This is a genomic window from Microbacterium sp. (genome assembly GCF_047607465.1).
Lineage (GTDB): Bacteria > Actinomycetota > Actinomycetes > Actinomycetales > Microbacteriaceae > Microbacterium.
In genome coordinates, this window is record NZ_JASGCY010000076.1 from 23,976 (window position 1) to 43,964 (window position 19,989).

The following is a 19,989-nucleotide window of genomic DNA, read 5'->3' on the forward strand; positions in this document are numbered from 1 at the left end:
CGATGTAACCCGTGACCGCCGCCGACCCTACGCTGCCCCTGTCTCCGTACCGGAAGATCGATCGCTCGGACTGGGCGCGGCTCGCGGCGGGGCTGGATCAGCCGCTCAGCGAGACCGAGGTCGTCGAGCTGCGCGGCATCGGTGATCGCCTCGATCTCGACGAGGTCCGCGAGGTGTACCTGCCGCTGAGCCGTCTGCTGTCGCTGTACGCGAGCTCGACGAAGCAGCTGGGCGCGGCGACGTCGTCGTTCCTGCAGGAGGACGACACCACGACACCGTTCGTCGTCGGGGTGGCCGGATCCGTCGCGGTCGGCAAGTCGACCATCGCGCGCCTGCTGCGCGAGCTGATGAGCCGCTGGCCGGGCACTCCGCGTGTCGAGCTCGTCACGACCGACGGCTTCCTCTATCCGAACGCCGAGCTCGAGCGCCGCGGGCTCATGGATCGCAAAGGCTTTCCCGAGTCCTACGACCGCCGGTCGCTGATCCAGTTCCTCACCGAAGTGAAGAGCGGCGCCGCCGAGGTGAGGGCGCCGTTCTACTCGCACATGCGCTACGACATCGTGCCGGATGCGCACGTCGTCGTGCGGCGTCCGGACGTCGTCATCGTCGAGGGGCTGAACGTGCTGCAGCCGCCGGCCGCGCCGAACGACGTCGCGGTGAGCGACCTGTTCGACTTCTCGATCTTCGTCGACGCCGACAGCGCCCACATCGAGAAGTGGTACATCGACCGGTTCCTGGCGCTCAGGCAGGGCGCGTTCTCGAACCCGAACTCCTACTTCAACGTGTTCGCGCATCTCACCGACGCCGAGGCGATCACCACGGCGCTCGGATACTGGAACGAGATCAACATGCCGAATCTCATCGAGAACGTCATGCCCACCAAGCACCGCGCGCGGCTCGTGCTGAGCAAGGGCGCCGACCACGCCGTCGAGAGCGTGTTGCTGCGCAAGCTCTGACCGGCGGGGCATGGCCCGGCATCCGCTATTCGTTCGGAACCCTCTCAAAAGAGGGCGCTTACCCTTGATCCCATGTGTGGAATCGTCGGATACGTGGGCCCGCGCCCCAGCCAGGACGTCCTGCTCGCAGGGCTCTCGCGTCTCGAGTACCGCGGTTATGACTCCGCCGGTATCGCGGTTATCGGTGCCGACGGTGCGCTCGGCATGCGCAAGAAGGCGGGAAAGCTCGGCATGCTGCGCGACTCCCTCGCCGAGCACGCCCTTCCAGACGGCGGCACCGGAATCGGGCACACCCGCTGGGCGACGCATGGCGGCCCGACCGACGTCAACGCGCACCCGCACCTCGCGGACGACGACAGGCTCGCGCTGATCCACAACGGCATCATCGAGAACTTCGCCGAGCTTCGCGACGAGCTCGCCGCGGCCGGTGTCGCCTTCCGCAGCGAGACTGACACCGAGGTTGCCGCAGCCCTCCTCGGACGCGAGTACCGCGGCAACGGCGGAGATCTGCAGCTCGCGTTCCGCAGCGTCGTGAACCGCCTCGAGGGCGCGTTCACCCTCCTCGCGATGCACGAGGAGCATCCAGGACTCGTCGTCGGCGCACGGCGCAACTCGCCGCTGGTGATCGGCCTCGGCGACGGCGAGAACTTCCTCGGATCCGACGTCGCCGCCTTCGTCGAGCACACCCGCAGGGCGCTCGCGATCGGCCAGGATCAGATCGTGTCGATCACCCCGGATGCCGTCACCGTGACCGATTTCGCCGGCACGCCGGTCGAGGCCGAGCCCTTCGAGGTCTCGTGGGACGCCGCAGCCGCTGAGAAGGGCGGCTGGCCCTCGTTCATGGCCAAGGAGGTCGCCGAGCAGCCCGAGGCCGTCGCCAACACGATCCGCGGCCGCATCCATGACGGTCAGGTCGTGATCCCCGAGCTCGACGGCCTCGACGAGCTCTTCGCCGGCATCGACCGCATCATCATCACGGCATGCGGCACGGCGTCCTACGCCGCTCTCGTCGGCAAGTACGCGATCGAGCAGTGGGCGCGCGTTCCCGTCGACGTCGAGCTCGCGCACGAGTTCCGCTACCGCGATCCGGTGATCGGCGCCGAGACGCTCGTCGTGTCGATCAGCCAGTCGGGCGAGACCATGGACACGCTGATGGCCGTGAAGTACGCCCGAGAGCGCGGCGCGCGCACCCTGTCGATCTGCAACACGCAGGGCGCCACGATCCCCCGCGAGTCGGATGCTGTCGTCTACACCCACGCCGGACCCGAGGTCGCCGTGGCGTCGACCAAGGCGTTCTCGGCGCAGATCACGGCCCTGCTGCTGCTCGGTCTGCACATGGGCCGTGTCCGCGGCACCGTCGTCGATGCATCCGTCGACGTCGCCGAGCTGCAGACGCTGCCCGAGAAGATCGCCCGCGTCCTGTCGACGGAGCAGGAGCACGTCACCCAGCTCGCAGGCTGGATGGCCGACACCCGTTCGGTGCTCTTCCTCGGCCGCCATGTGGGCTATCCGATCGCTCTCGAGGGTGCGCTCAAGCTCAAGGAGATCTCGTACATCCACGCCGAGGGCTTCGCCGCCGGCGAGCTCAAGCACGGTCCGATCGCGCTCATCGAGCCCGGTCAGCCGGTGTTCGTGCTGCTGCCGTCACCGCGGCACTCGGCACTGATCCACTCGAAGGTCGTCTCCAACATCCAGGAGATCCGCGCCCGCGGCGCCCGGGTGATCGTGGTGGCCGAAGAGGGCGATGCAGCGGTCCTGCCGTACGCCGACGAGGTCATCCGCATCCCGCTCGCCGGGGCCGTGTTCGAGCCCGTGCTCGCGGTGGTCCCGCTGCAGATCTTCGCGATGGCCCTCGCCACCGCCAAGGGCCTCGACGTCGACCAGCCGCGCAACCTCGCCAAGTCCGTCACCGTGGAGTGAGCCGGCATCCGTCGCCGTGCCCTCCGACGGTCCGGAATCCGTCTGCATGCCCAGATCCCGGCTCTGGGCATGCAGACGGATACTGAGCATGCGGACGGAGCGGTCGTCATGCCACGGAGCCGTCGTCATGCCACGGAACGTGCGAGCGCGGGCAGGATCGCCGCCACGACCCGATCCCACTCGTAGATGATCATCGAGTAGTCGAACCGCAGGGTCTCGTACCCGAGGGCGGATGCTGCGGCATCGCGCATCAGGTCGTTGTGCCGCCGGTCGAACCCGGCGTGGTTCTCGCGGCCGTCCACCTCGAGGATCACGCGTCCCACGACGAAATCGACGATGCCGACACCGGGGAGCGCAACCTGCGACTCCAGCGTCAGACCGAGCAGGTGCAACCGGAACCGCAGCACCGATTCCAGTCCGCTCTGCGCATCGGGGCGGGCGAGATCGAGCATCCACGTCGCGGATGCGGGGAGCTCCCGTCGGATCCGGCGGCGATCGGATGCGGAGATCTTCCGCTGGTTCCACGCGGACTCGTAGGCGGCGAAGAACGCCTCGGGCTCCAGACACCGGTGCGCGTGGATGAGAGCGTCGACGACGGGAGCGTATCCGAGCACCGCCGTGCCTGGCGAGAAGTGCGTCGTGCAGAGCTCCTCGCACCGCGGGTGCGGATGCCGACGCCCGGAGCCGCCGAGCCAGACGTGCACCTCGTGATCGGGGCGGGGGAGCGTCCAGATCCCGTGGTGGCGCAGGGCGTCGGCGCAGCTGAGGGCGCCCCCGTGCCGCGCCGCGATGACGAGCTTGGGGTCGGCGTCGGGAAGGGCGAGGACACCACGACGGATCCGCAGCAGCTCGCCCGTGCCCATAGCATCCGTCAGCGCTCGCCTGCTGCACCCGTGGCTCGTGAGCCACGCGGTGCGGGCGATGCCGTCGGTGTTCGTCAGGAGGTCGGCTGGAGTGAGCATGTCATGAGCATCCGACTTTCCCGGCGTCGCCGGAGGCTGAAAGCCGTGATTGTGGAGGGATTCGAGCGATTCCGTGATTGTGCAGGAAGAGTGGTTCGTGCCGTCCGTCGGCTCGGAAACCGTCTGAATGCCCGGATCGGGGCTCTCGCCCTGCAGGCGGGATCTCAGCATGCGGACGGAACGGCACCGGGGCCGGATCAGGCGGATGCGGGGGGACGGGTAGGCTGAGCGGATGATCATCGGGACCGGCATCGACCTCGTCGACGTGCCGCGCTTCGAGCGGCAGATCACCCGGACCCCGAAGCTGCTGCAACGGCTGTTCACCCCGGCCGAGCAGACGCTGCGCCTTTCCTCCCTGGCCGCCCGCTACGCGGCGAAGGAGGCGCTGATCAAGACGCTCGGCGGATCGGACGGTGTGCACTGGGTCGACATCGAGATCGGCTCGGCCGCCTCCGGCGCCCCGCACTTCGTGCTCTCCGGCACCACGGCCGATGTGGTCGCGCAGCGCGGCATCACGAAGCTGCACCTGACGCTCACGCACGATGCGGGCCTCGCGGCCGCGTTCGTCGTCGCCGAAGGAGAGCCGTGATCCCGTTCCGAGAGGCGACGATCGACCTCGCCGCGATCAGCGACAACGTGCGGCATCTGCGCCGTCTCACCGGCGTGCAGGTGTTCGGCGTCGTCAAGGCCAACGCCTACGGCCACGGGGCCGCTGCGGCGGCGGTGGCCGCCCTCGCCGGGGGTGCGACCCGACTCGGTGTCGCCGAGATCCCCGAGGCGGTCGAGCTGCGCCGTCAGGGCATCACCGCCCCGCTCATGGCGTGGCTGCACGCACCGGGGGAGAGCTTCGAGGCCGCGGCGGAACACGGCATCGAGGTCGGCATCTCCTCCTTCGACCAGCTGGAGCAGGCGGCACGCGCTGCACGCGTCGACCGTCCAGTACCGGTGCACCTGAAGTTCGAGACGGGCCTCTCGCGCAACGGCATCGCCCCCGCCGACTGGCACCGCGTGCTCGCCGAGGCAGCCCGCCTCGAGCGCATCGGCCGGCTGCGCATCGTCGGGCTGTTCAGCCACCTCTCCAACACGTCGCCGGCGCACGACCGGGAAGCCCTCGCGCGGTTCCACGAGGCCGTCGCGGCGGCCGAGGGCTTCGGCATCCGTGCGGAGGTCCGCCACATCGCCGCCACCGCGGCCGCCATCGACCTGCCGGAGAGCCGGCTCGATGCCGTGCGCATCGGCATCGGGCTCTACGGTCTGTCGCCCTTCGACGACCGCACCTCCGCCCAGCTCGGGCTGCGCCCGGCGATGACCCTGCGCGGGGCGGTGGCGGCGGTGCGGCGGGTGCCGATCGGCGCCGGCGTCAGCTACGGCTACGACCACCGCACCCCGCGCGACACCACGCTCGTCCTCGTGCCGTTCGGGTACGCCGACGGCGTGCCGAGGTCGGCGTCAGGACGCCTGCCGGTCGTCATCAACGGCCGTCGCTTCGTCAACGTGGGCCGCATCGCGATGGACCAGTTCGTCGTCGACGTCGGCGACACCGCCGTCTCGGTCGGCGACGAGGTCGTGCTCTTCGGCGACCCGACCCTGGGCGCGCCGTCGGCGACGGAATGGGCGGATGCCGCAGGCACGATCAACTACGAGATCGTCACCCGCATCGGGAGCCGCGTGCCGCGGAGGGCCTCATGAGCGTCGACCCCGCGCTGCTGGGGCGGCGCGAGGTCGCGACGTCCGCCGACATGGAGCGGCTCGGCTTCGCTCTCGGCGAGGGTCTGGAGGCGGGGGACCTGCTTATCCTCACCGGGCCCCTCGGCGCAGGGAAGACGACGTTCACCCGCGGTCTCGCCGAGGGGCTCGGGGTGCGCGGCCCCGTGCAGAGTCCGACGTTCGTGATCGCCCGCACCCATCCGTCGCTCGTTGGTCGCGCCCCGCTCGTGCACGTCGACGCCTACCGTCTCGGCTCGGGGGCGGAGCTGGAGGACCTCGATCTCGACCTCGCGCACTCGGTGGTGGTGATCGAATGGGGCCGCGGCCTCGCCGAGGACCTCGCGCAGACGTGGTGGGACGTCGAGCTCGATCGCCCGGTCGGCGGCGGCGGGGAGCTGGACCCCTCGGAGCTGGACGCCGACGCCCCGCGCATCGTCACGATCGCACGCGGCGGCTCCTGAGGCCCGCCGCCCTGCCGGGGAGGCCGGCATCGGCATCCGCGACTACCCTGGAGGGGTGATCCTCGCCGTCGACACCTCTCTCGGCACGGCCGTGGCGCTCGTCGATGCCGACGGCGCCGTGCGCGCCGAAGCAGCAGCCGCCGACCCTCTCGGCCACGCCGAGGTGATCGGCGACCTCCTCGCCGAGGTCGTCGCCGGCGCAGGGGAGATCACGCACGTCGTCGCCGGAATGGGCCCTGGCCCCTTCACCGGCCTGCGCATCGGCATCGCCGCCGCGCGCGCCTTCGCTCTCGGCCGGGCGATCCCCGTGATCCCGGTGCCGAGCCACCACGCCGCCGCCCTCGCCCGCATCGGCGACGGCCCGTTCGCGATCGTCACGGACGCACGCCGCCGCGAGGTCGCGATCACGGTGTTCGACGGTGCGGACGCCGCAGGGCTCCCCGTCGTCGTCGCCGACACGGTCCTCGTGCCGGCCGCCGAGGCGGATGCTCATCTCTCCGATATCCGCCGCTTCGATGTCGACGCCCTCTCCGCCGCGGATCTCGCCCGTGTCGGCGCCCGCGCTCTCGCCGCCGGACGTGCGCTCTCGGGCGACGAGCCGCTGTACCTGCGCCACCCCGATGTCGTCGTCCCCGGTGCCCCGAAGCGGGTGGGGCTGTGAGCCTGCGCACGGCGACCCCGGCGGATCTCGACGGCATCATGGCGATCGAGCGGGCCTCGTTCCCGACCGACGCGTGGAGCGCCGAGTCGATGGCGGCCGAGCTCGCCTCGCCGCACAGCCGCTATCTTGTCGACGAGGTCGACGGCGCGATCGTCGGGTACGGCGGCGTGCGTGCGCTGCAGGGCGGCGCGGATGCCGACATCCAGACCATCGCGCTCGCGGCGCACCGGCGCGGCCACGGACGCGGCCGGGCGCTGCTGCGTGCGCTGCTGGACGCCGCGGCGCAGCGGGGGGCCCGCGAGGTGTTCCTCGACGTGCGCGCCGACAACCACACCGCCCACGGGCTCTACGTCTCCGAGGGCTTCGTCGAGATCGGCCGCCGGCCCCGCTACTACCAGCCCGACGACGTCGACGCGATCGTGATGAGGCTCGATCTACGGCGTCGTCGAAGGGAACAGCCATGACGGAACCCCTGGTGCTCGGCATCGAGACGAGCTGCGACGAGACCGGTATCGGTATCGTCCGCGGCCGCACGCTGCTGTCGAACACGATCGCCTCCAGCATGGACGAGCACTCCCGCTACGGCGGCGTGGTGCCGGAGGTGGCGGCGCGCGCGCACCTCGAAGCGCTGCAGCCGTCGATCGAGGCGGCGCTCGCCGAAGCCCGCGTGACCCTCGACGATCTCGACGCCGTCGCGGTGACCAGCGGCCCCGGTCTCGCCGGAGCGCTCATGGTCGGCGTCGGCGCGGCGAAGGGGCTCGCCGTCTCGCTCGGAAAGCCCCTCTACGCCGTGAACCATCTCGTCGGCCACATCGCCGCCGACATCCTCACCTCCGGCTCCGAGCCGCTGGAGTATCCGACGATCGCGCTGCTCGTCTCGGGCGGGCACACCTCGCTGCTGCACGTGCGCGACCTCACCACGGATGTCGAGCTCCTCGGCGAGACCGTTGACGACGCCGCCGGCGAGGCGTTCGACAAGGTGGCTCGCCTGCTGTCGCTGCCGTATCCGGGCGGCCCCGAGATCGACCGGGCGGCCGCCGACGGCGACCCGAAGGCGATCCGCTTCCCTCGAGGGCTGTCGAAGGCGTCCGACATGGCCGCGCACCGCTACGACTTCTCGTTCTCTGGCTTGAAGACCGCGGTCGCGCGCTGGGTCGAGAAGTGCGAGGCCGACGGCGTCGAGGTGCCGATCGCCGACGTCGCAGCGAGCTTCCGCGAAGCCGTCGTCGACGTGCTCGTCACGAAGGCCCTCGCCGCCTGCGAGGACCTCGGAGTGCCCAGGCTGCTCCTGGGCGGCGGCGTCATCGCCAACCGCCGGCTGCGCGAGATCGCGCTCGAACGGGCCGGGGCCGCGGGCGTGACGGTGCGCATCCCGCCGTTGTCGCTGTGCACCGACAACGGCGCGATGATCGCGGCGCTCGCCGCGGAGCTCATCAGCTCGGGTCGTCGGCCTTCGACGCTGTCCTTCGGCGCCGACTCGACTCTCCCGGTCACCGAGATCCAGGTGGCTGAGCGGCCATGACGAGCTCCGACGACGTGCGCGGCCCCCGCATCGAGGGTCCCAGCGGCGAGGTCGAGTGTCCGGGCGGGACGGCGCGTCTTCCCGGTGCCCGCCGGGACGGGTACACGAAGCTGCCGACGGGGCCCGTCGGCATCGAGCCGGTCGTGACGAGCGGTCCGCTCCTCGACGCGTCCGCCGAGACCCAGGAGTGGTCGCCGCATGACACCCTCGCGCGGGTCGACGACACCCGGCTCGCACCGTGGGCGTTGCTGGCGGCGATCGTCGCCCTCTGCGCATCGTTCTTCGTCGGCTGGGGGCTGCCGCTCGCGATCATCGCCGTGATCGCGGCGATCATGTCGTTGCGGCGTCCGGTGGAGAGCCGGGCGATCGCGCGGTGGGCACTCGTGCTCGGGCTCACCGCGACCGCGTACAGCGTCGGCTGGCTCGTGTGGGCCGGTCTCCAGTTCGAACGGTTGGGCTGACATGACGGATGCTGACGAGCTGCGGATGCTGCAGCGCAAGGCGTACCGCCGCGACGGCGGTCTGACTGCCGCGGAGGCGGCGCGCCTGGACGAATTGGAGACGGCCAGGATGTCGGCTCCTGCGTCCAGGGAAACCCAGGCTTCTGGGCTCGCCGAAGAGCTCTCGGCGGCTCGGGAAGCCGGAGTCCCGGAGCATGTGGAAGGGCCCTCGGGCGGGGCCGGTAGCGCTTCAGCAAGACCGGAGACCCAGGACCAGGGTTCGGCGACTCAGGAATCGGGCTCGGCGTTCGAGGGCGACGGGTCAGCCCCGCAGGAGAGCGCAGCCTGGCCCGCGGTCCTCCGCCGGCACTGGAGACCCGCCGCCGCGGCATCCGCTGCGCTGCTGCTGATCGGACTCGGCGCCGGCTGGGCGCTGTTCGCGCCCCGTGAGGGCGACGCCGTCGCCCTCACCGCCGACGAGGCCGCGCACCGGCTCGAGCTCGACGAGAAGCTGAGGTTCGACGAGGGGAGTCTTCGGCCCATCGCCCGGGACGACGACGCGCTGGTGTGGTTCGCCACGAAGGACGACGGCGCGCAGCACTGCGTCGTGCTCGACGTCGGGGCGCACTCGCAGACCGGATGCGCGCCCGTCGGCAGCGAGGGCTCCGTCGGCCCGAACGCGACGGTCGATCTGCCGCCGGCCGACGATGCCCCCGAAGGCGACAGCGGGTCCTCCGTCAACGCGCTGCTGCTGCGCGCGACGACCGGTGAGCCCGTCGCCATCGTGCAGCGCTGGGAGAACAGCGATCAGATGATGCTCGATCGGTTCGAGGGCGACGATCGCACCCGCGCCGAAGAGCTCCTCACAGCCGAGGACTACCTCTCCGGAATCGCGCTCGTCGGCGAGGTGCTCGACGCCCCGGTCTGGGCGGGAGACCGCTTCGGCGAGCAGGGGGAGCTGCTGAGGTGTCTCATCGTCGACGGCTTCGAGACGACGGCCTGCGATGACAGTGCCGCGGTCGCCGAGAACGGCCTCTCCGTCGTGGGCGAGAACGAGCTCGGGCAGCCGATTGTGGTGACCCTCAAGTTCATCGGCGCCTGGAACACGCCCTACCTCACCGTCACGGAGCACGGCGAGTCGACGACGGTGCATGTCGACGCCGGTGAGCAGGTCCAGGTCCCGACCGACGTCGAGGAGTGAGTCAGACGCGGTCTGCGAGGATCGCGAGCCGCCGGTCTCCCATCCGGGTGATGATGAGCGTCGCCTTCTCGTCGCCCTTCAGCGCGAGCTTCTTGCGGAACGCCGCCGGATCGATGTCGACCCCGCGCTTCTTGATCTCGAGGGTGCCGATGCCGTGCTTCTTCAGCACCGTGCTGATGGCCTTGGGGTTCGCCGCCATCGTCTCGCGCACGCGGAACGACTGCACGAACGGGCTCGTGAGCGCGGCATCCGATGTCAGGTAGGCGATGCGCTCGTCGAGCATGCCGGCCTCGAGGCTGCGGGCGACGTCGCCGATGAGGCGGGCGCGGATCACCGCGCCGTCGGGCTCGTGCAGGAACGCGCCCAGCGGGCGCACCGGCGCATCATCGGCGTCGGCGGCGCCGGTGAGTTCGAACGAGCGCTCGCCGCGGATGAGCAGGGCGCTGCGCCGGATGCCGGGGCGGGCGAGGATGCCGGTCCAGACGACGAGCTCGACGACGCTGCCGTCGGCGCTGACCCACTGGGTCTCGCATGCGGCGGGGAGCGCCTCGCGGTCGTGGGCGGGGCTCAGCTTGATGCCGGTCGGATGCCGGGCGGCGACGTCGAAGGCCCAGTCGAGCGAGGGGGAGTAGTCGTCGGCCGAGACTCGACGGGTCTCACTGTGGCCTGAGGTGCGCCGAGCCGGGTCCATCCAGATCGCGAGGGCGTCGGTCACCCCGAGAGGGGCGGAGCGAAGAGAGGAAACACCCTGTGCGTAGGCCTCTTCGGCGGTGCTGTGACGCACCTCGGCGCCGAACGGGGCGAGGTTGTATGCGGCGATGGCCGCGGTCACCTCATCGGCGTCGACGGCGAGCACCTCGAGCCCGGCGCCGGCGAACGCGAGCGCGTCGCCGCCGATGCCGCATCCGAGATCCGCCACCCGAGTGATGCCCGCTGCGCGCAGGCGCTGCGCGTGCCGGGCGGCGACGCCGAGTCTGGTCGCCTGTTCCAGGCCGGCGCGGGTGAACAGCATCCGTCCGGCGAACGCGTCGAACTTCGCCGTCGCCTTCGACCGCAGGTGAGCCTGGCCGACGACGGCGGAGACGAGGTCGGGGGAGTGGCCGGCCGCGCGCAGGCGCGAGACCGCGCGGGCGGCATCGGCCGTCGTGGAGACGGGCCCGAGCTCGTCGAGGAGGGCGAGCCCCTCGGGGGTGAGCAGTGCGCGCAGCTCGGACATCTCCACCGTCACAGCTTAGGCGAGCGGTCCACCGGAACGCGGTGCTCGATTGGCACTCGCATTGCGTGAGTGCCAATCGAGCGCCTACACTGGCATTAGCACTCTCGGGTTGAGAGTGCGAACGAGTCTTTCGTGTCATCGTCTAGAAAGAAGAGGTAGACCGTGTCGGTTTCCATCAAGCCGCTCGAGGACCGCATCGTCATCAAGCAGGTCGAGGCCGAGCAGACCACCGCGAGTGGCCTGGTCATCCCTGACACCGCTAAGGAGAAGCCCCAGGAGGGTGAGGTCGTGGCCGTCGGCCCCGGCCGCATCGATGACAACGGCAACCGTGTTCCGCTCGACGTCGCCGTCGGCGACCGCGTGCTCTACAGCAAGTACGGCGGCACCGAGGTGAAGTTCGGCGCCGACGAGTTCCTCGTGCTGTCGGCTCGCGACGTCCTCGCGGTCGTCGTTCGCTGAACCAGCTCCACAAGGCCCGGGTGCTCAGGCGCCCGGGCCTTCTGCCTGCCCGCGCCCTGGGCACTCCGCCCGGCAATAGGGTGGGAACGTGAGTGCCGCCACCGATCCAGTCGCCAATGCGGCGCGCGAGAAGTCCACCGGCATCCTTGTCACCGTCGGCGCGTACCTCCTGTGGGGCATCCTTCCGCTGTACTTCCTGACGCTCGCCCCGACCGGGGCGTGGGAGGTCGTCGCGTGGCGGGTGCTGCTGTCGTTCGTCTTCTGCCTCCTGCTGCTGGCGGCCACCCGCGGCTGGCGGCGCCTCGGCGCGATCATCGCCGACCGCAGGCTCCTGCTGCTCACTGGGCTCGCGGGGCTGCTCATCTACGTCAACTGGCAGGTGTTCGTCCTCGCGACGCTCTCGGGGCACGTCGTGGAGACGAGCCTCGGGTACTTCATCAACCCGATCGGGACGGTCCTGCTCGGCGTGTTCGTCCTGCACGAGAGACTGCGCCGGCTCCAGTGGGCAGCAGTCGGCATCGCGGCCGTCGCTGTCGCCGTCATCGTCGTCGCGCACGGCTCCTTCCCGTGGATCGCGCTCACCCTCGCCGCCTCGTTCGGCACCTACGGCCTCGTGAAGAAGAAGATCGGGCCGTCGGTGGATGCCACGAGCGGACTGACCCTCGAGTCGTTCTGGCTGATCCCGATCGCCGTCGTGATCCTCGTCGTCGTCGGGCACAGCGGCGGCATCACCGTCGGCAGCGTCGGTCCCGTGCACACGCTGCTCGTCGCCTTCACCGGCGTCGCCACCGCCGTGCCGCTGCTGCTCTTCGCTGCAGGAACCCGGCGCATCGACCTCAGCCTCGTGGGGATGTTCCAGTTCATCACCCCCGTCATGCAGTTCCTCACCGGATGGGCGATCCTCGGCGAGCCGATGCCGCCCGAGCGCTGGGCGGGCTTCGCGCTCGTGTGGGTCGCGATCGTCGTGTTCGTCGTCGACCTGCTGCTGCAGCGCCGACGGAGGCCGTGATCGAACCGAGACCCTCCTGTTGCACACCGTTAACGCATCGCAACACTAATGAGACCTGCTCGCGACTACGTTTATGGGAACAGAGGAGCGCATGAGCTCCTCTGCAATGAACGGAAAGCAAGGAGCAGCATGAGCCTTTACCCAAGCTCGCGTGCGCGCAAGTTCGCCGCCGGCATCGCCGCTGTCGGCGCAGCCGCACTCGTCCTCGCCGGTTGCGCAAGCAACGCCGGCGACGACGTCGAAACCACGGAAGGCGACGTCACGGCCGCTGTCGACTTCCCGGTCGACTGCGATGCGGAACAGCCCACGCCATTCGAACAGGAGTTCACGGCGACGAACTCGGCGACGCCGGGTGCGGACAACCTGAGCTTCACCATCGGAACGGCTCTGCCGCAGACGGGTAACCTGGCCTTCCTCGGCCCGCCCGAGATCGCGGCGACCGAGTTCGCAGCCAAGCAGATCAACGATGCAGGCAAGGGCATCACGATCAACCTCGTTCAGGGCGACTCGGGCGACACCGACAACAAGGCGTACGAGACCGAGGTGCCCCGCATCCTGAGCGCCGGCGCGACGGCCGTGGTCGGCGCCGCATCCTCCGGTGTCTCGCTGCAGTTCATCGACCAGGTGATCGCGGCCGGTGCCGTGCAGTTCTCGCCGGCGAACACCTCGCCCACCTTCACGGGTTACGAGGACAACGGTCTGTACTGGCGCACCGCACCGTCCGACACGCTGCAGGGCGCTGTTCTGGGCAACCAGATCTCCGCTGACGGCAATGAGACGCTCGGCATGATCATCCTCAACGACTCCTACGGAACCGGTCTCGCGTGCTTCACGAAGGCTGCTTTCGAGGAAGCGGGCGGAACGGTCGTCTCGGCCGCGATGTACAACACCGGTGACTCGAACTTCTCCTCGCAGGTCGAGGACGTCCTGGCTGCCGACCCGGATGCGATCGCGCTGATCACCTTCGAAGAGGTCAAGACGATCATCCCCGAGCTCGTCGGAGCCGACTTCCCGTCGGACAAGATGTACCTCGTCGATGGAAACCTGTCGAACTTCGGCGATGAGCTGCCCGAGGGCACCATGACCGGCGCGCAGGGCACGACCCCGGCTGCGGATCCTGAGCTCACCGCGCAGTTCAAGGAAGACCTTCAGGCGTACTGGACCGGCGCTGGCAACGAGGAGCTGAAGGACTACACCTACGGTCCGGAGTCCTACGACGCCATGGTGCTGCTCGCGCTCGCTGCTCTTGAGGCAGGATCGACGGCTGGTGCCGATGTCGCAGCACACCTGCAGCAGGTCTCCGGTGGAAGCGGTGATGGCGAGAAGTGCACGAGCTTCGAAGCCTGCGCCGACATCATCATCGGCGGCGGTGTCGCAGACTACGACGGCGTGACAGGACCCATCACCTTCGATGGTGCCGGTGACCCGACGGAGGCGACGATCGGTGTGTTCAAGTTCGGTGAGGACAACACCTACACCTTCGATCACATCGGCTGATCTCGATCAACACTGAGGCTCCCGGCGCGAAGCGCCGGGAGCCTCAGTGTTCGTGTCGGACTTCAAGCACCCAAAAGAGAACCCCCGGTCGCTGACCGGGGGTTCTCTTCGTGTGAAGGTCAGGCCCCGAGGGTACCGAGGTACAGCCCGATGACCTTGGGGTCGTTCAGCAGTTCGCGACCCGTTCCGGTGTAGGCGTCGCGACCCTGATCGAGCACATAGCCGCGATCGCAGATCTGCAGGCACCGCCGGGCGTTCTGCTCCACCATGATCGTGGTCACACCCGCCTTGTTGATCTCAGAGACGCGCAGGAACGCCTCATCCTGGCGTGAGGGCGACAGACCGGCACTGGGCTCGTCGAGCAGCAGCACGTGAGGATCCATCATGAGCGCACGACCCATCGCCACCATCTGGCGCTCACCGCCGGAGAGCGAGCCTGCGCGCTGCTGCAGGCGCTTGGCGAGATCGGGGAAGATCGACGTCACGAAATCCACGCGCGAGGCGTAGTTCTTCTGATCCTGGTAGCCACCCATCTGCAGGTTCTCCGCGATGGTCAGCGAGGGGAAGACGTTGTTGGTCTGCGGGACGAAGCCGACGCCCTTGGCGACGAGCTTGTTCGCGCGCAGACCCGTGATGTCCTCGCCGTTGAGCACGACTCGACCTGAACGGATCTTGACCTGACCGAAGATCGCTTTGAGCATGGTCGACTTGCCTGCGCCGTTGGGGCCGATGATGCCGATCAGCTCGCCCTTCGCCGCCGTCAGCGTCGCGCCGTTGAGGATGTTCACGCCGGGAAGGTATCCGGCGACGACATCGTCGAGGAACACGACATTGTCTGCCGTGGGGGTTTCCCGCGGCACCTGCGTTTCGGCAGCATCCGTCGTCGTGGTCATCGCTGCTCCTCTCCCGTCTCGCCCTGCTCGGTCTCCACCGCTTCGCTGAGGCTCTGCTGTGCCTCGATGAGCTCCTCGGCGTCGCCGGTGAGCTCACCAGGAATGCGACCAGTGACGACGCCGAGGTCGACGTCCTGGTGCGCGCCGAGGTAGGCGTCGATCACGGCCGGATCCTGCATCACCACGTCCGGCGGGCCTTCGGCGACGATGCGGCCCTCCGCCATCACCACGACCCAGTCGGCGATGTGGCGCACCATGTGCATGTCGTGCTCGACGAAGACCACCGTCATGCCGAGATCCTTCAGATCGAGGATGTGATCGAGCAGGGACTGCGTCAGAGCCGGGTTCACACCGGCCATCGGCTCATCCAGCATGACCAGCGTCGGATCGCTCATGAGGGCGCGTGCCATCTCGAGCAGCTTGCGTTGGCCACCCGAGAGCGATGCGGCGAAGTCATCCGCCTTGGCGTCGAGCTTGAACCGTGTCAGCAGATCACGGGCCTTCGCCTCGATCTCCGCCTCCTGGGAGCGCCAGAGTCCAGGGAGGATGCCGGCGAAGAAACGCTCGCCGGTCTGGTGCGTGGCGCCCAGTTTCATGTTCTCGAGAACGGTCAGCAGCCCCAGCGACTTCGTCAGCTGAAATGTGCGCACCTGACCCATTCGCGCGGCCTTGAACGCGGGGATGCCGGCGAGATCACGCCCGTCGAACGACCAGTTGCCCTCGTCGGGCTTGTCGAAGCCGGTGAGCAGGTTGAACAGCGTGGTCTTACCAGCACCGTTCGGTCCGATCAGTGCGGTGATGGCGCCCCGGGGTATCTCGAGATGCTCGACATCGACGGCGGTGAGACCGCCGAACACGCGCTTCACGCCGTCGGCGACGATGATCGGGTCGACCTTCTTGACGCCGGGAGCGGCGTCTCCGATGTGCAGGCCGGTCGTTTTCGACCGGGTGGGCGGGGGCGAGATCTCAGCGGACAAAGGTCAGCTCCTTCTTGCTTCCGAGGATGCCTTGCGGGCGGAAGACGACGAGCAGCATGAGCGCCACGCCCACGAGCACGAACACGAGCATCTGCGACTGCTGCGCGTCGAGGAAAGGCAGCCATCCGATCTTCGAGAGCGCGGGCAGCAGGTTCGACAGCAGAGCGCGGACCACCCAGAACAGCACGGCGCCGAGAACGGGGCCGAAGATCGTCGCAGCGCCGCCGAGGAGCAGAGCCGTCCACACGTAGAACGTTTGCGATGTGACGTAGACGTTGGGGTTGACGTTCGTGCCCATGGCGGTGACGATTCCGCCGGCGGCGATGATCACACCGCCGATGACGAGCGCCTGCATCTTGAAGGAGAACACGTTCTTGCCCAGCGAGCGCACGGCGTCTTCGTCTTCGCGGATGCCGCGGATGACGCGCCCCCAGGGGCTGCGCATCGCCAGCCACACGAGTGTCACGGCGATCGCGATCAGGATGAGACCGATGATGATGACCCACCACTGATCCGAAGAGTAGGTCCACGGACCGAATCCGTACTTACCAGGGGGCAGTGGATTGCTCTCGCGGAAGCCGCGTTGGAACCCGGAGAGCCCATCGGAGGAGCCGGTCACCTCGCGCCACGCCGAGGTGAGGAACAGCAGTCGCAGCACCTCTGCTGCGGCGATCGTCACGATGGCGAGGTAGTCGCCGCGCAAGCGCAGGGTGGGGATGCCGAGGATGAGGGCGAAGATGATCGACGCGATGATGCCGATCAGTGCGGCGAGCGGCCACGGCACACCGAAGGTGTCGATCGAGATCGCGAAGCCGTAGGCGCCGATGGCCATGAATCCGGCCACGCCCATGTTCAGCAGTCCGGTGAATCCGAAGTGCATCGAAAGGCCGATCGCGGCGAGCACGTAGCCGAGCGTCGCCGGCTGAAGAATCTGCGCGAGCGTGTTGCTCAGAATCTGCAAGACGTCCATATCAACCGATCCTTTCCTTGCGTCCCATGATTCCCTGAGGGCGGAACAGCAGAATGACGATGAGCACGACGAGCGCGCCGACGTACTTCAGATCGGAGGGGATCCACAGCGTCGATATCTCCACCAGCATTCCCACGATGAGCGATCCGACCAGGGCGCCGAATGCGGTTCCCAGACCGCCGAGGGTGACAGCGGCGAACATGAGCAGCAGAACACTCGTTCCCATGTCCCACTTGATTCCGGGGCGGAAGTACGCCCACAGGATTCCGGACAGGCCGGCCAGCGCTGCCGCGACGACCCAGACCACCCTGACCACGGCGTCGACGTCGATGCCGCTGGCGGCGGCGAGCGATGGGTTGTCGGAGACGGCCCGTGTCGCCCGCCCGACCCGGGTGCGCATCAGCCACCAGACCACGGCGAGGATCACGATGATCGAGATGCCCATGCTGATGAGGTCGGTGACGGTGAGGGAGATCGGACCGAGGCCCGCGATGTTCTTCGTCGACCGGTCGGGCAGCTGAGTCGTTCCGCCGCCGACGAAGATCTGGAAGACGTAGCGCAGGGCGAGCGAGAGCCCGATCGAGACGATCATGAGCTGCACGGTGCCGACGCCTTTTCGTCTGAGCGGGCGCCAGATGCCGGCATCCATTCCGAGGCCCAGCACCCCGGAGAGCACCACCGCCAGAGGGATCGCGACCCAGATCGGGAGGCCGGCGACGGTGGAGAACATGAGTGCCCCGAGCGCGCCGAAGGTCACCATCTCGCCATGGGCGAAGTTCGACAGACCCGTCGTCCCGTACACGAGGGAGAGGCCGATCGCGGCGAGGCCCAGCATGAGACCGAAGTTCAGACCGTTCACAGCGCGCGAGAGCAGCTGATCGAAGAAGCTCGTCGTGTTCCGTTCGGCGGCTCCCAGCGTGAAGGTCCGCGCGACCGTGGAGCCCTGGCCGAACTCCGCCTCCTGCGTGAACTCGAAACCATCGGGGACCGACACGCTCTCTGGCAGGCTGTCCGGGTCGAGTTCGACCGTATAGGTGCCCTCCTTCGATGGGACCCCGATGGTCGCGCGTCCGGTCTCGTCCGTGGTTCCTTCATTGCTGAAGTCATCCGGACCCGTCACCGTGATCTCGGCGTCGGCGATCGGATCGCCCGAGGTCTTCACGTTGACGACGATCGCGAAGTCGTAATCGTCGTCAGCCGCTGCCGCTGAGTACGGTGCGCTGATGAGCAGCATGAGCGCCGCAAGGATCGTACCGAGCAGCGCGATCAGCCATGGGGCGGATCGGCGCGCGGTCAAGGTCGTTGGACTCACAGGGCCTCCTGTTCGGGTTCGCAGACCAGGGCCGGTGAGTAGAAGCCGACCTCGGTGTACGACGGTACGAGCGTAATGTGTCGAAACTGTTTCGTCCAAGGTTCGACTTCTCCGGGCGCGCCCGCCTCCGTGGCTCCCTGTCGGCGCCGTGCAGAGCGTTGCGGCCGTCGCGACGGGGAATTCCTGAGGACGGACGACGTTTAGAATTGTCATCAGTTCGCCGTTTCCGCATGCAGTAAGGAACACCAGATGCCGCAGCACGATCCGTTCGGTTTCACCGGCCTCACCTACGACGACGTGCTGCTCCTGCCGGGGCACACCGACGTGATCCCCAGCGAAGCCGACACCTCGTCGCGCATCACTCGCCGCATCTCGGTGGCGACGCCGCTGCTCTCCAGCGCCATGGACACCGTCACCGAGTCGCGCATGGCGATCGCGATGGCCAGGGAGGGCGGCATCGGCATCCTGCATCGCAACCTGTCGATCGCCGATCAGGCCGCCCACGTCGATCGCGTCAAGCGCAGCGAGTCGGGCATGATCACCGACCCGATCACCACCAGGCCGGACGCGACCGTCGAAGAGGTCGACGCGCTGTGCGCGAAGTACCGCATCTCGGGGCTTCCCGTCGTGGACGGCGAAGGACGCCTCGTCGGCATCATCACCAACCGCGACATGCGCTTCGTCTCGGGCTTCGAGCGCCAGACCACGCTCGTCAAGGACGTCATGACGAGCGAGAACCTCGTCACCGCGCCCGTCGGGGTCGCCGCGGGGGAGGTCATCGCCCTGTTCGCGAAGCACCGCGTCGAGAAGCTGCCGCTCATCGACGAGGACGGCCGGCTCGCCGGTCTCATCACCATCAAGGACTTCGACAAGAGCGAGAAGTATCCGCTCGCCACGAAGGACGACCAGGGGCGTCTGCGCGTCGGCGCCGCGATCGGCTTCTTCGGCGACGCCTGGGAACGTGCCCAGGCGCTGCGCGATGCGGGAGTCGACGTGCTCGTCGTCGACACGGCCAACGGCCAGTCGCAGGGCGTGATCGATCTGGTCAAGCGGCTGAAGGCCGACGAGTCGTTCGCGCATATCGACATCATCGGCGGCAACGTCGCGACCCGCGAGGGAGCGCAGGCGCTGGTGGATGCCGGCGTCGACGCCGTCAAGGTCGGAGTCGGCCCCGGGTCGATCTGCACCACGCGCGTCGTGGCCGGCGTCGGCGTGCCGCAGGTCACCGCCGTCTACGAGGCGTCGCTGGCGGCCGCCCCCGCCGGCGTGCCGGTGATCGCCGACGGCGGCCTGCAGTACTCGGGCGACATCGCCAAGGCGCTCGTCGCCGGGGCGGATGCCGTCATGCTCGGCTCGCTCCTCGCCGGCACCGACGAGTCGCCGGGTGAGATCGTCTTCCAGTCGGGCAAGCAGTTCAAGCAGTACCGCGGCATGGGCTCGCTCGGGGCCATGCAGACCCGCGGCAAGCAGACCTCGTACTCGAAGGACCGCTACTTCCAGGCCGACGTCCCCAGCGACGACAAGCTCATCCCCGAGGGCATCGAGGGCCAGGTCCCGTACCGCGGCCCGCTCTCGGCGGTCGCCTATCAGCTCGTGGGGGGGCTTCGTCAGTCGATGTTCTACGTCGGCGCCCGCACGATCGAGGAGCTCAAGCAGCGCGGCAGGTTCGTGCGGATCACCCCGGCCGGGCTTAAGGAGTCGCACCCGCACGATGTGCAGATCGTCGTCGAGGCGCCCAATTACAGGAGATAGGCCGGGGTACCGGATCGTGAGAGAGGGGCGGATGCTGACAGCAAACGCCCCACTAAGCTCATGCGGACACAGCC

20 protein-coding genes are annotated in these 19,989 nt (G+C 68.7%); 14 read left to right on the forward strand and 6 right to left on the reverse strand.

Annotated elements, in window-relative coordinates; translation table 11 throughout:
* The first annotated feature begins 11 nt into the window (after nucleotides 1-11).
* Entirely contained in the window at nucleotides 12-956 is a 945-nt protein-coding gene (gene coaA / locus QM568_RS11350; RefSeq protein ID WP_415138874.1) for a type I pantothenate kinase, read from the forward strand.
* Between the two features lie 72 nt (nucleotides 957-1,028).
* Complete coding sequence (glmS, locus tag QM568_RS11355) at nucleotides 1,029-2,876, forward strand: glutamine--fructose-6-phosphate transaminase (isomerizing) (RefSeq protein WP_415138876.1); 1,848 nt, start codon at nucleotides 1,029-1,031, stop codon at nucleotides 2,874-2,876.
* 125 nt (nucleotides 2,877-3,001) lie between these two features.
* On the opposite strand, the gene QM568_RS11360 is transcribed toward glmS, so the two are convergent.
* On the reverse strand, nucleotides 3,002-3,838 hold the full coding sequence (locus QM568_RS11360) for a DUF559 domain-containing protein (RefSeq protein ID WP_415138878.1): 837 nt from the start codon (nucleotides 3,836-3,838) through the stop codon (nucleotides 3,002-3,004).
* Nucleotides 3,839-4,070: 232 nt separating this feature from the next.
* On the opposite strand from QM568_RS11360, the gene QM568_RS11365 reads away from it, so the two are divergent.
* Genes QM568_RS11365 through QM568_RS11400 form a run of 8 tightly spaced genes read left to right on the forward strand, consistent with a single transcriptional unit; the run spans nucleotide 4,071 to nucleotide 9,830 of the window.
* Nucleotides 4,071-4,427, forward strand: a complete 357-nt coding sequence (locus tag QM568_RS11365) for a holo-ACP synthase (RefSeq protein ID WP_415138880.1) — start codon at nucleotides 4,071-4,073, stop codon at nucleotides 4,425-4,427.
* Complete coding sequence (gene alr / locus QM568_RS11370; RefSeq protein WP_415138882.1) at nucleotides 4,424-5,527, forward strand: alanine racemase; 1,104 nt, start codon at nucleotides 4,424-4,426, stop codon at nucleotides 5,525-5,527. The genes QM568_RS11365 and alr overlap by 4 nt, the downstream gene beginning before the upstream one ends.
* A complete protein-coding gene (tsaE, locus tag QM568_RS11375) occupies nucleotides 5,524-6,006 on the forward strand; it encodes a tRNA (adenosine(37)-N6)-threonylcarbamoyltransferase complex ATPase subunit type 1 TsaE (RefSeq protein WP_415138884.1) in 483 nt (160 codons plus the stop codon). The genes alr and tsaE overlap by 4 nt, the downstream gene beginning before the upstream one ends.
* Before the next feature lie 55 nt (nucleotides 6,007-6,061).
* Nucleotides 6,062-6,667: a tRNA (adenosine(37)-N6)-threonylcarbamoyltransferase complex dimerization subunit type 1 TsaB gene (tsaB, locus tag QM568_RS11380; protein WP_415138886.1), complete on the forward strand. Its 606-nt coding sequence runs from the start codon at nucleotides 6,062-6,064 to the stop codon at nucleotides 6,665-6,667.
* A complete protein-coding gene (rimI, locus tag QM568_RS11385) occupies nucleotides 6,664-7,131 on the forward strand; it encodes a ribosomal protein S18-alanine N-acetyltransferase (protein ID WP_415138888.1) in 468 nt (155 codons plus the stop codon). Before tsaB ends, rimI begins: the two co-directional genes overlap by 4 nt.
* On the forward strand, nucleotides 7,128-8,189 hold the full coding sequence (gene tsaD, locus QM568_RS11390) for a tRNA (adenosine(37)-N6)-threonylcarbamoyltransferase complex transferase subunit TsaD (RefSeq protein ID WP_415138890.1): 1,062 nt from the start codon (nucleotides 7,128-7,130) through the stop codon (nucleotides 8,187-8,189). Before rimI ends, tsaD begins: the two co-directional genes overlap by 4 nt.
* Nucleotides 8,186-8,650: a hypothetical protein gene (locus QM568_RS11395; protein WP_415138892.1), complete on the forward strand. Its 465-nt coding sequence runs from the start codon at nucleotides 8,186-8,188 to the stop codon at nucleotides 8,648-8,650. Before tsaD ends, QM568_RS11395 begins: the two co-directional genes overlap by 4 nt.
* 1 nt (nucleotide 8,651) lies before the next feature.
* Nucleotides 8,652-9,830 (forward strand): hypothetical protein, encoded by a 1,179-nt coding sequence (locus tag QM568_RS11400; protein WP_415138894.1) that lies wholly within the window; start codon nucleotides 8,652-8,654, stop codon nucleotides 9,828-9,830.
* A 1-nt stretch (nucleotide 9,831) separates the two neighbouring features.
* Here the strand turns inward: QM568_RS11400 and QM568_RS11405 are convergent, their stop codons facing one another.
* Nucleotides 9,832-11,052 (reverse strand): THUMP-like domain-containing protein, encoded by a 1,221-nt coding sequence (locus QM568_RS11405; protein WP_415138896.1) that lies wholly within the window; start codon nucleotides 11,050-11,052, stop codon nucleotides 9,832-9,834.
* Nucleotides 11,053-11,208: 156 nt separating this feature from the next.
* Here QM568_RS11405 and groES point away from each other — a divergent pair, with 156 nt between their 5' ends.
* The 3 genes from groES to QM568_RS11420 all read left to right on the forward strand — a co-directional run bounded on the left by groES (nucleotide 11,209) and on the right by QM568_RS11420 (nucleotide 14,011).
* Nucleotides 11,209-11,505, forward strand: coding sequence for a co-chaperone GroES (gene groES / locus QM568_RS11410; RefSeq protein ID WP_017203655.1), 297 nt, complete (start codon nucleotides 11,209-11,211; stop codon nucleotides 11,503-11,505).
* Between the two features lie 88 nt (nucleotides 11,506-11,593).
* A complete protein-coding gene (rarD, locus tag QM568_RS11415) occupies nucleotides 11,594-12,514 on the forward strand; it encodes an EamA family transporter RarD (protein ID WP_415138900.1) in 921 nt (306 codons plus the stop codon).
* 129 nt (nucleotides 12,515-12,643) lie between these two features.
* Nucleotides 12,644-14,011 (forward strand): ABC transporter substrate-binding protein, encoded by a 1,368-nt coding sequence (locus tag QM568_RS11420; RefSeq protein ID WP_415138902.1) that lies wholly within the window; start codon nucleotides 12,644-12,646, stop codon nucleotides 14,009-14,011.
* Nucleotides 14,012-14,130: 119 nt separating this feature from the next.
* On the opposite strand, the gene QM568_RS11425 is transcribed toward QM568_RS11420, so the two are convergent.
* From QM568_RS11425 to QM568_RS11440, 4 genes are read right to left on the reverse strand one after another with little or no spacing between them, the layout of a single operon-like run.
* Nucleotides 14,131-14,904, reverse strand: a complete 774-nt coding sequence (locus QM568_RS11425; RefSeq protein ID WP_415138904.1) for an ABC transporter ATP-binding protein — start codon at nucleotides 14,902-14,904, stop codon at nucleotides 14,131-14,133.
* Nucleotides 14,901-15,881 carry an ABC transporter ATP-binding protein gene (locus tag QM568_RS11430; protein WP_415138906.1) on the reverse strand — a complete coding sequence of 327 codons (981 nt, stop codon included), beginning with the start codon at nucleotides 15,879-15,881 and terminating at the stop codon, nucleotides 14,901-14,903. The genes QM568_RS11425 and QM568_RS11430 overlap by 4 nt, the downstream gene beginning before the upstream one ends.
* Complete coding sequence (locus QM568_RS11435) at nucleotides 15,871-16,851, reverse strand: branched-chain amino acid ABC transporter permease (RefSeq protein ID WP_415138908.1); 981 nt, start codon at nucleotides 16,849-16,851, stop codon at nucleotides 15,871-15,873. Before QM568_RS11435 ends, QM568_RS11430 begins: the two co-directional genes overlap by 11 nt.
* Before the next feature lies 1 nt (nucleotide 16,852).
* Nucleotides 16,853-18,163, reverse strand: coding sequence for an ABC transporter permease subunit (locus QM568_RS11440; protein ID WP_415138910.1), 1,311 nt, complete (start codon nucleotides 18,161-18,163; stop codon nucleotides 16,853-16,855).
* 249 nt (nucleotides 18,164-18,412) lie between these two features.
* Between QM568_RS11440 and guaB the strand changes: the two genes are divergently transcribed.
* The gene (gene guaB / locus QM568_RS11445; protein WP_415138912.1) at nucleotides 18,413-19,915 is read left to right on the forward strand and encodes an IMP dehydrogenase; all 1,503 of its coding nucleotides are present in this window, start codon (nucleotides 18,413-18,415) and stop codon (nucleotides 19,913-19,915) included.
* The last annotated feature ends 74 nt before the right edge of the window (nucleotides 19,916-19,989 follow it).

Bases quoted from the DNA above. Each gene is read 5' to 3' on its own strand.
- tsaD (WP_415138890.1), top strand. From the start codon at position 7,128: ATGACGGAACCCCTGGTGCTCGGCATCGAGACGAGCTGCGACGAGACC.
- QM568_RS11360 (WP_415138878.1), bottom strand. From the start codon at position 3,838: ATGCTCACTCCAGCCGACCTCCTGACGAACACCGACGGCATCGCCCGC.
- tsaE (WP_415138884.1), top strand. From the start codon at position 5,524: ATGAGCGTCGACCCCGCGCTGCTGGGGCGGCGCGAGGTCGCGACGTCC.
- QM568_RS11435 (WP_415138908.1), bottom strand. From the start codon at position 16,851: ATGGACGTCTTGCAGATTCTGAGCAACACGCTCGCGCAGATTCTTCAG.
- guaB (WP_415138912.1), top strand. From the start codon at position 18,413: ATGCCGCAGCACGATCCGTTCGGTTTCACCGGCCTCACCTACGACGAC.
- QM568_RS11420 (WP_415138902.1), top strand. From the start codon at position 12,644: ATGAGCCTTTACCCAAGCTCGCGTGCGCGCAAGTTCGCCGCCGGCATC.
- QM568_RS11425 (WP_415138904.1), bottom strand. From the start codon at position 14,904: ATGACCACGACGACGGATGCTGCCGAAACGCAGGTGCCGCGGGAAACC.
- QM568_RS11365 (WP_415138880.1), top strand. From the start codon at position 4,071: ATGATCATCGGGACCGGCATCGACCTCGTCGACGTGCCGCGCTTCGAG.
- glmS (WP_415138876.1), top strand. From the start codon at position 1,029: ATGTGTGGAATCGTCGGATACGTGGGCCCGCGCCCCAGCCAGGACGTC.
- QM568_RS11395 (WP_415138892.1), top strand. From the start codon at position 8,186: ATGACGAGCTCCGACGACGTGCGCGGCCCCCGCATCGAGGGTCCCAGC.
- QM568_RS11400 (WP_415138894.1), top strand. From the start codon at position 8,652: ATGACGGATGCTGACGAGCTGCGGATGCTGCAGCGCAAGGCGTACCGC.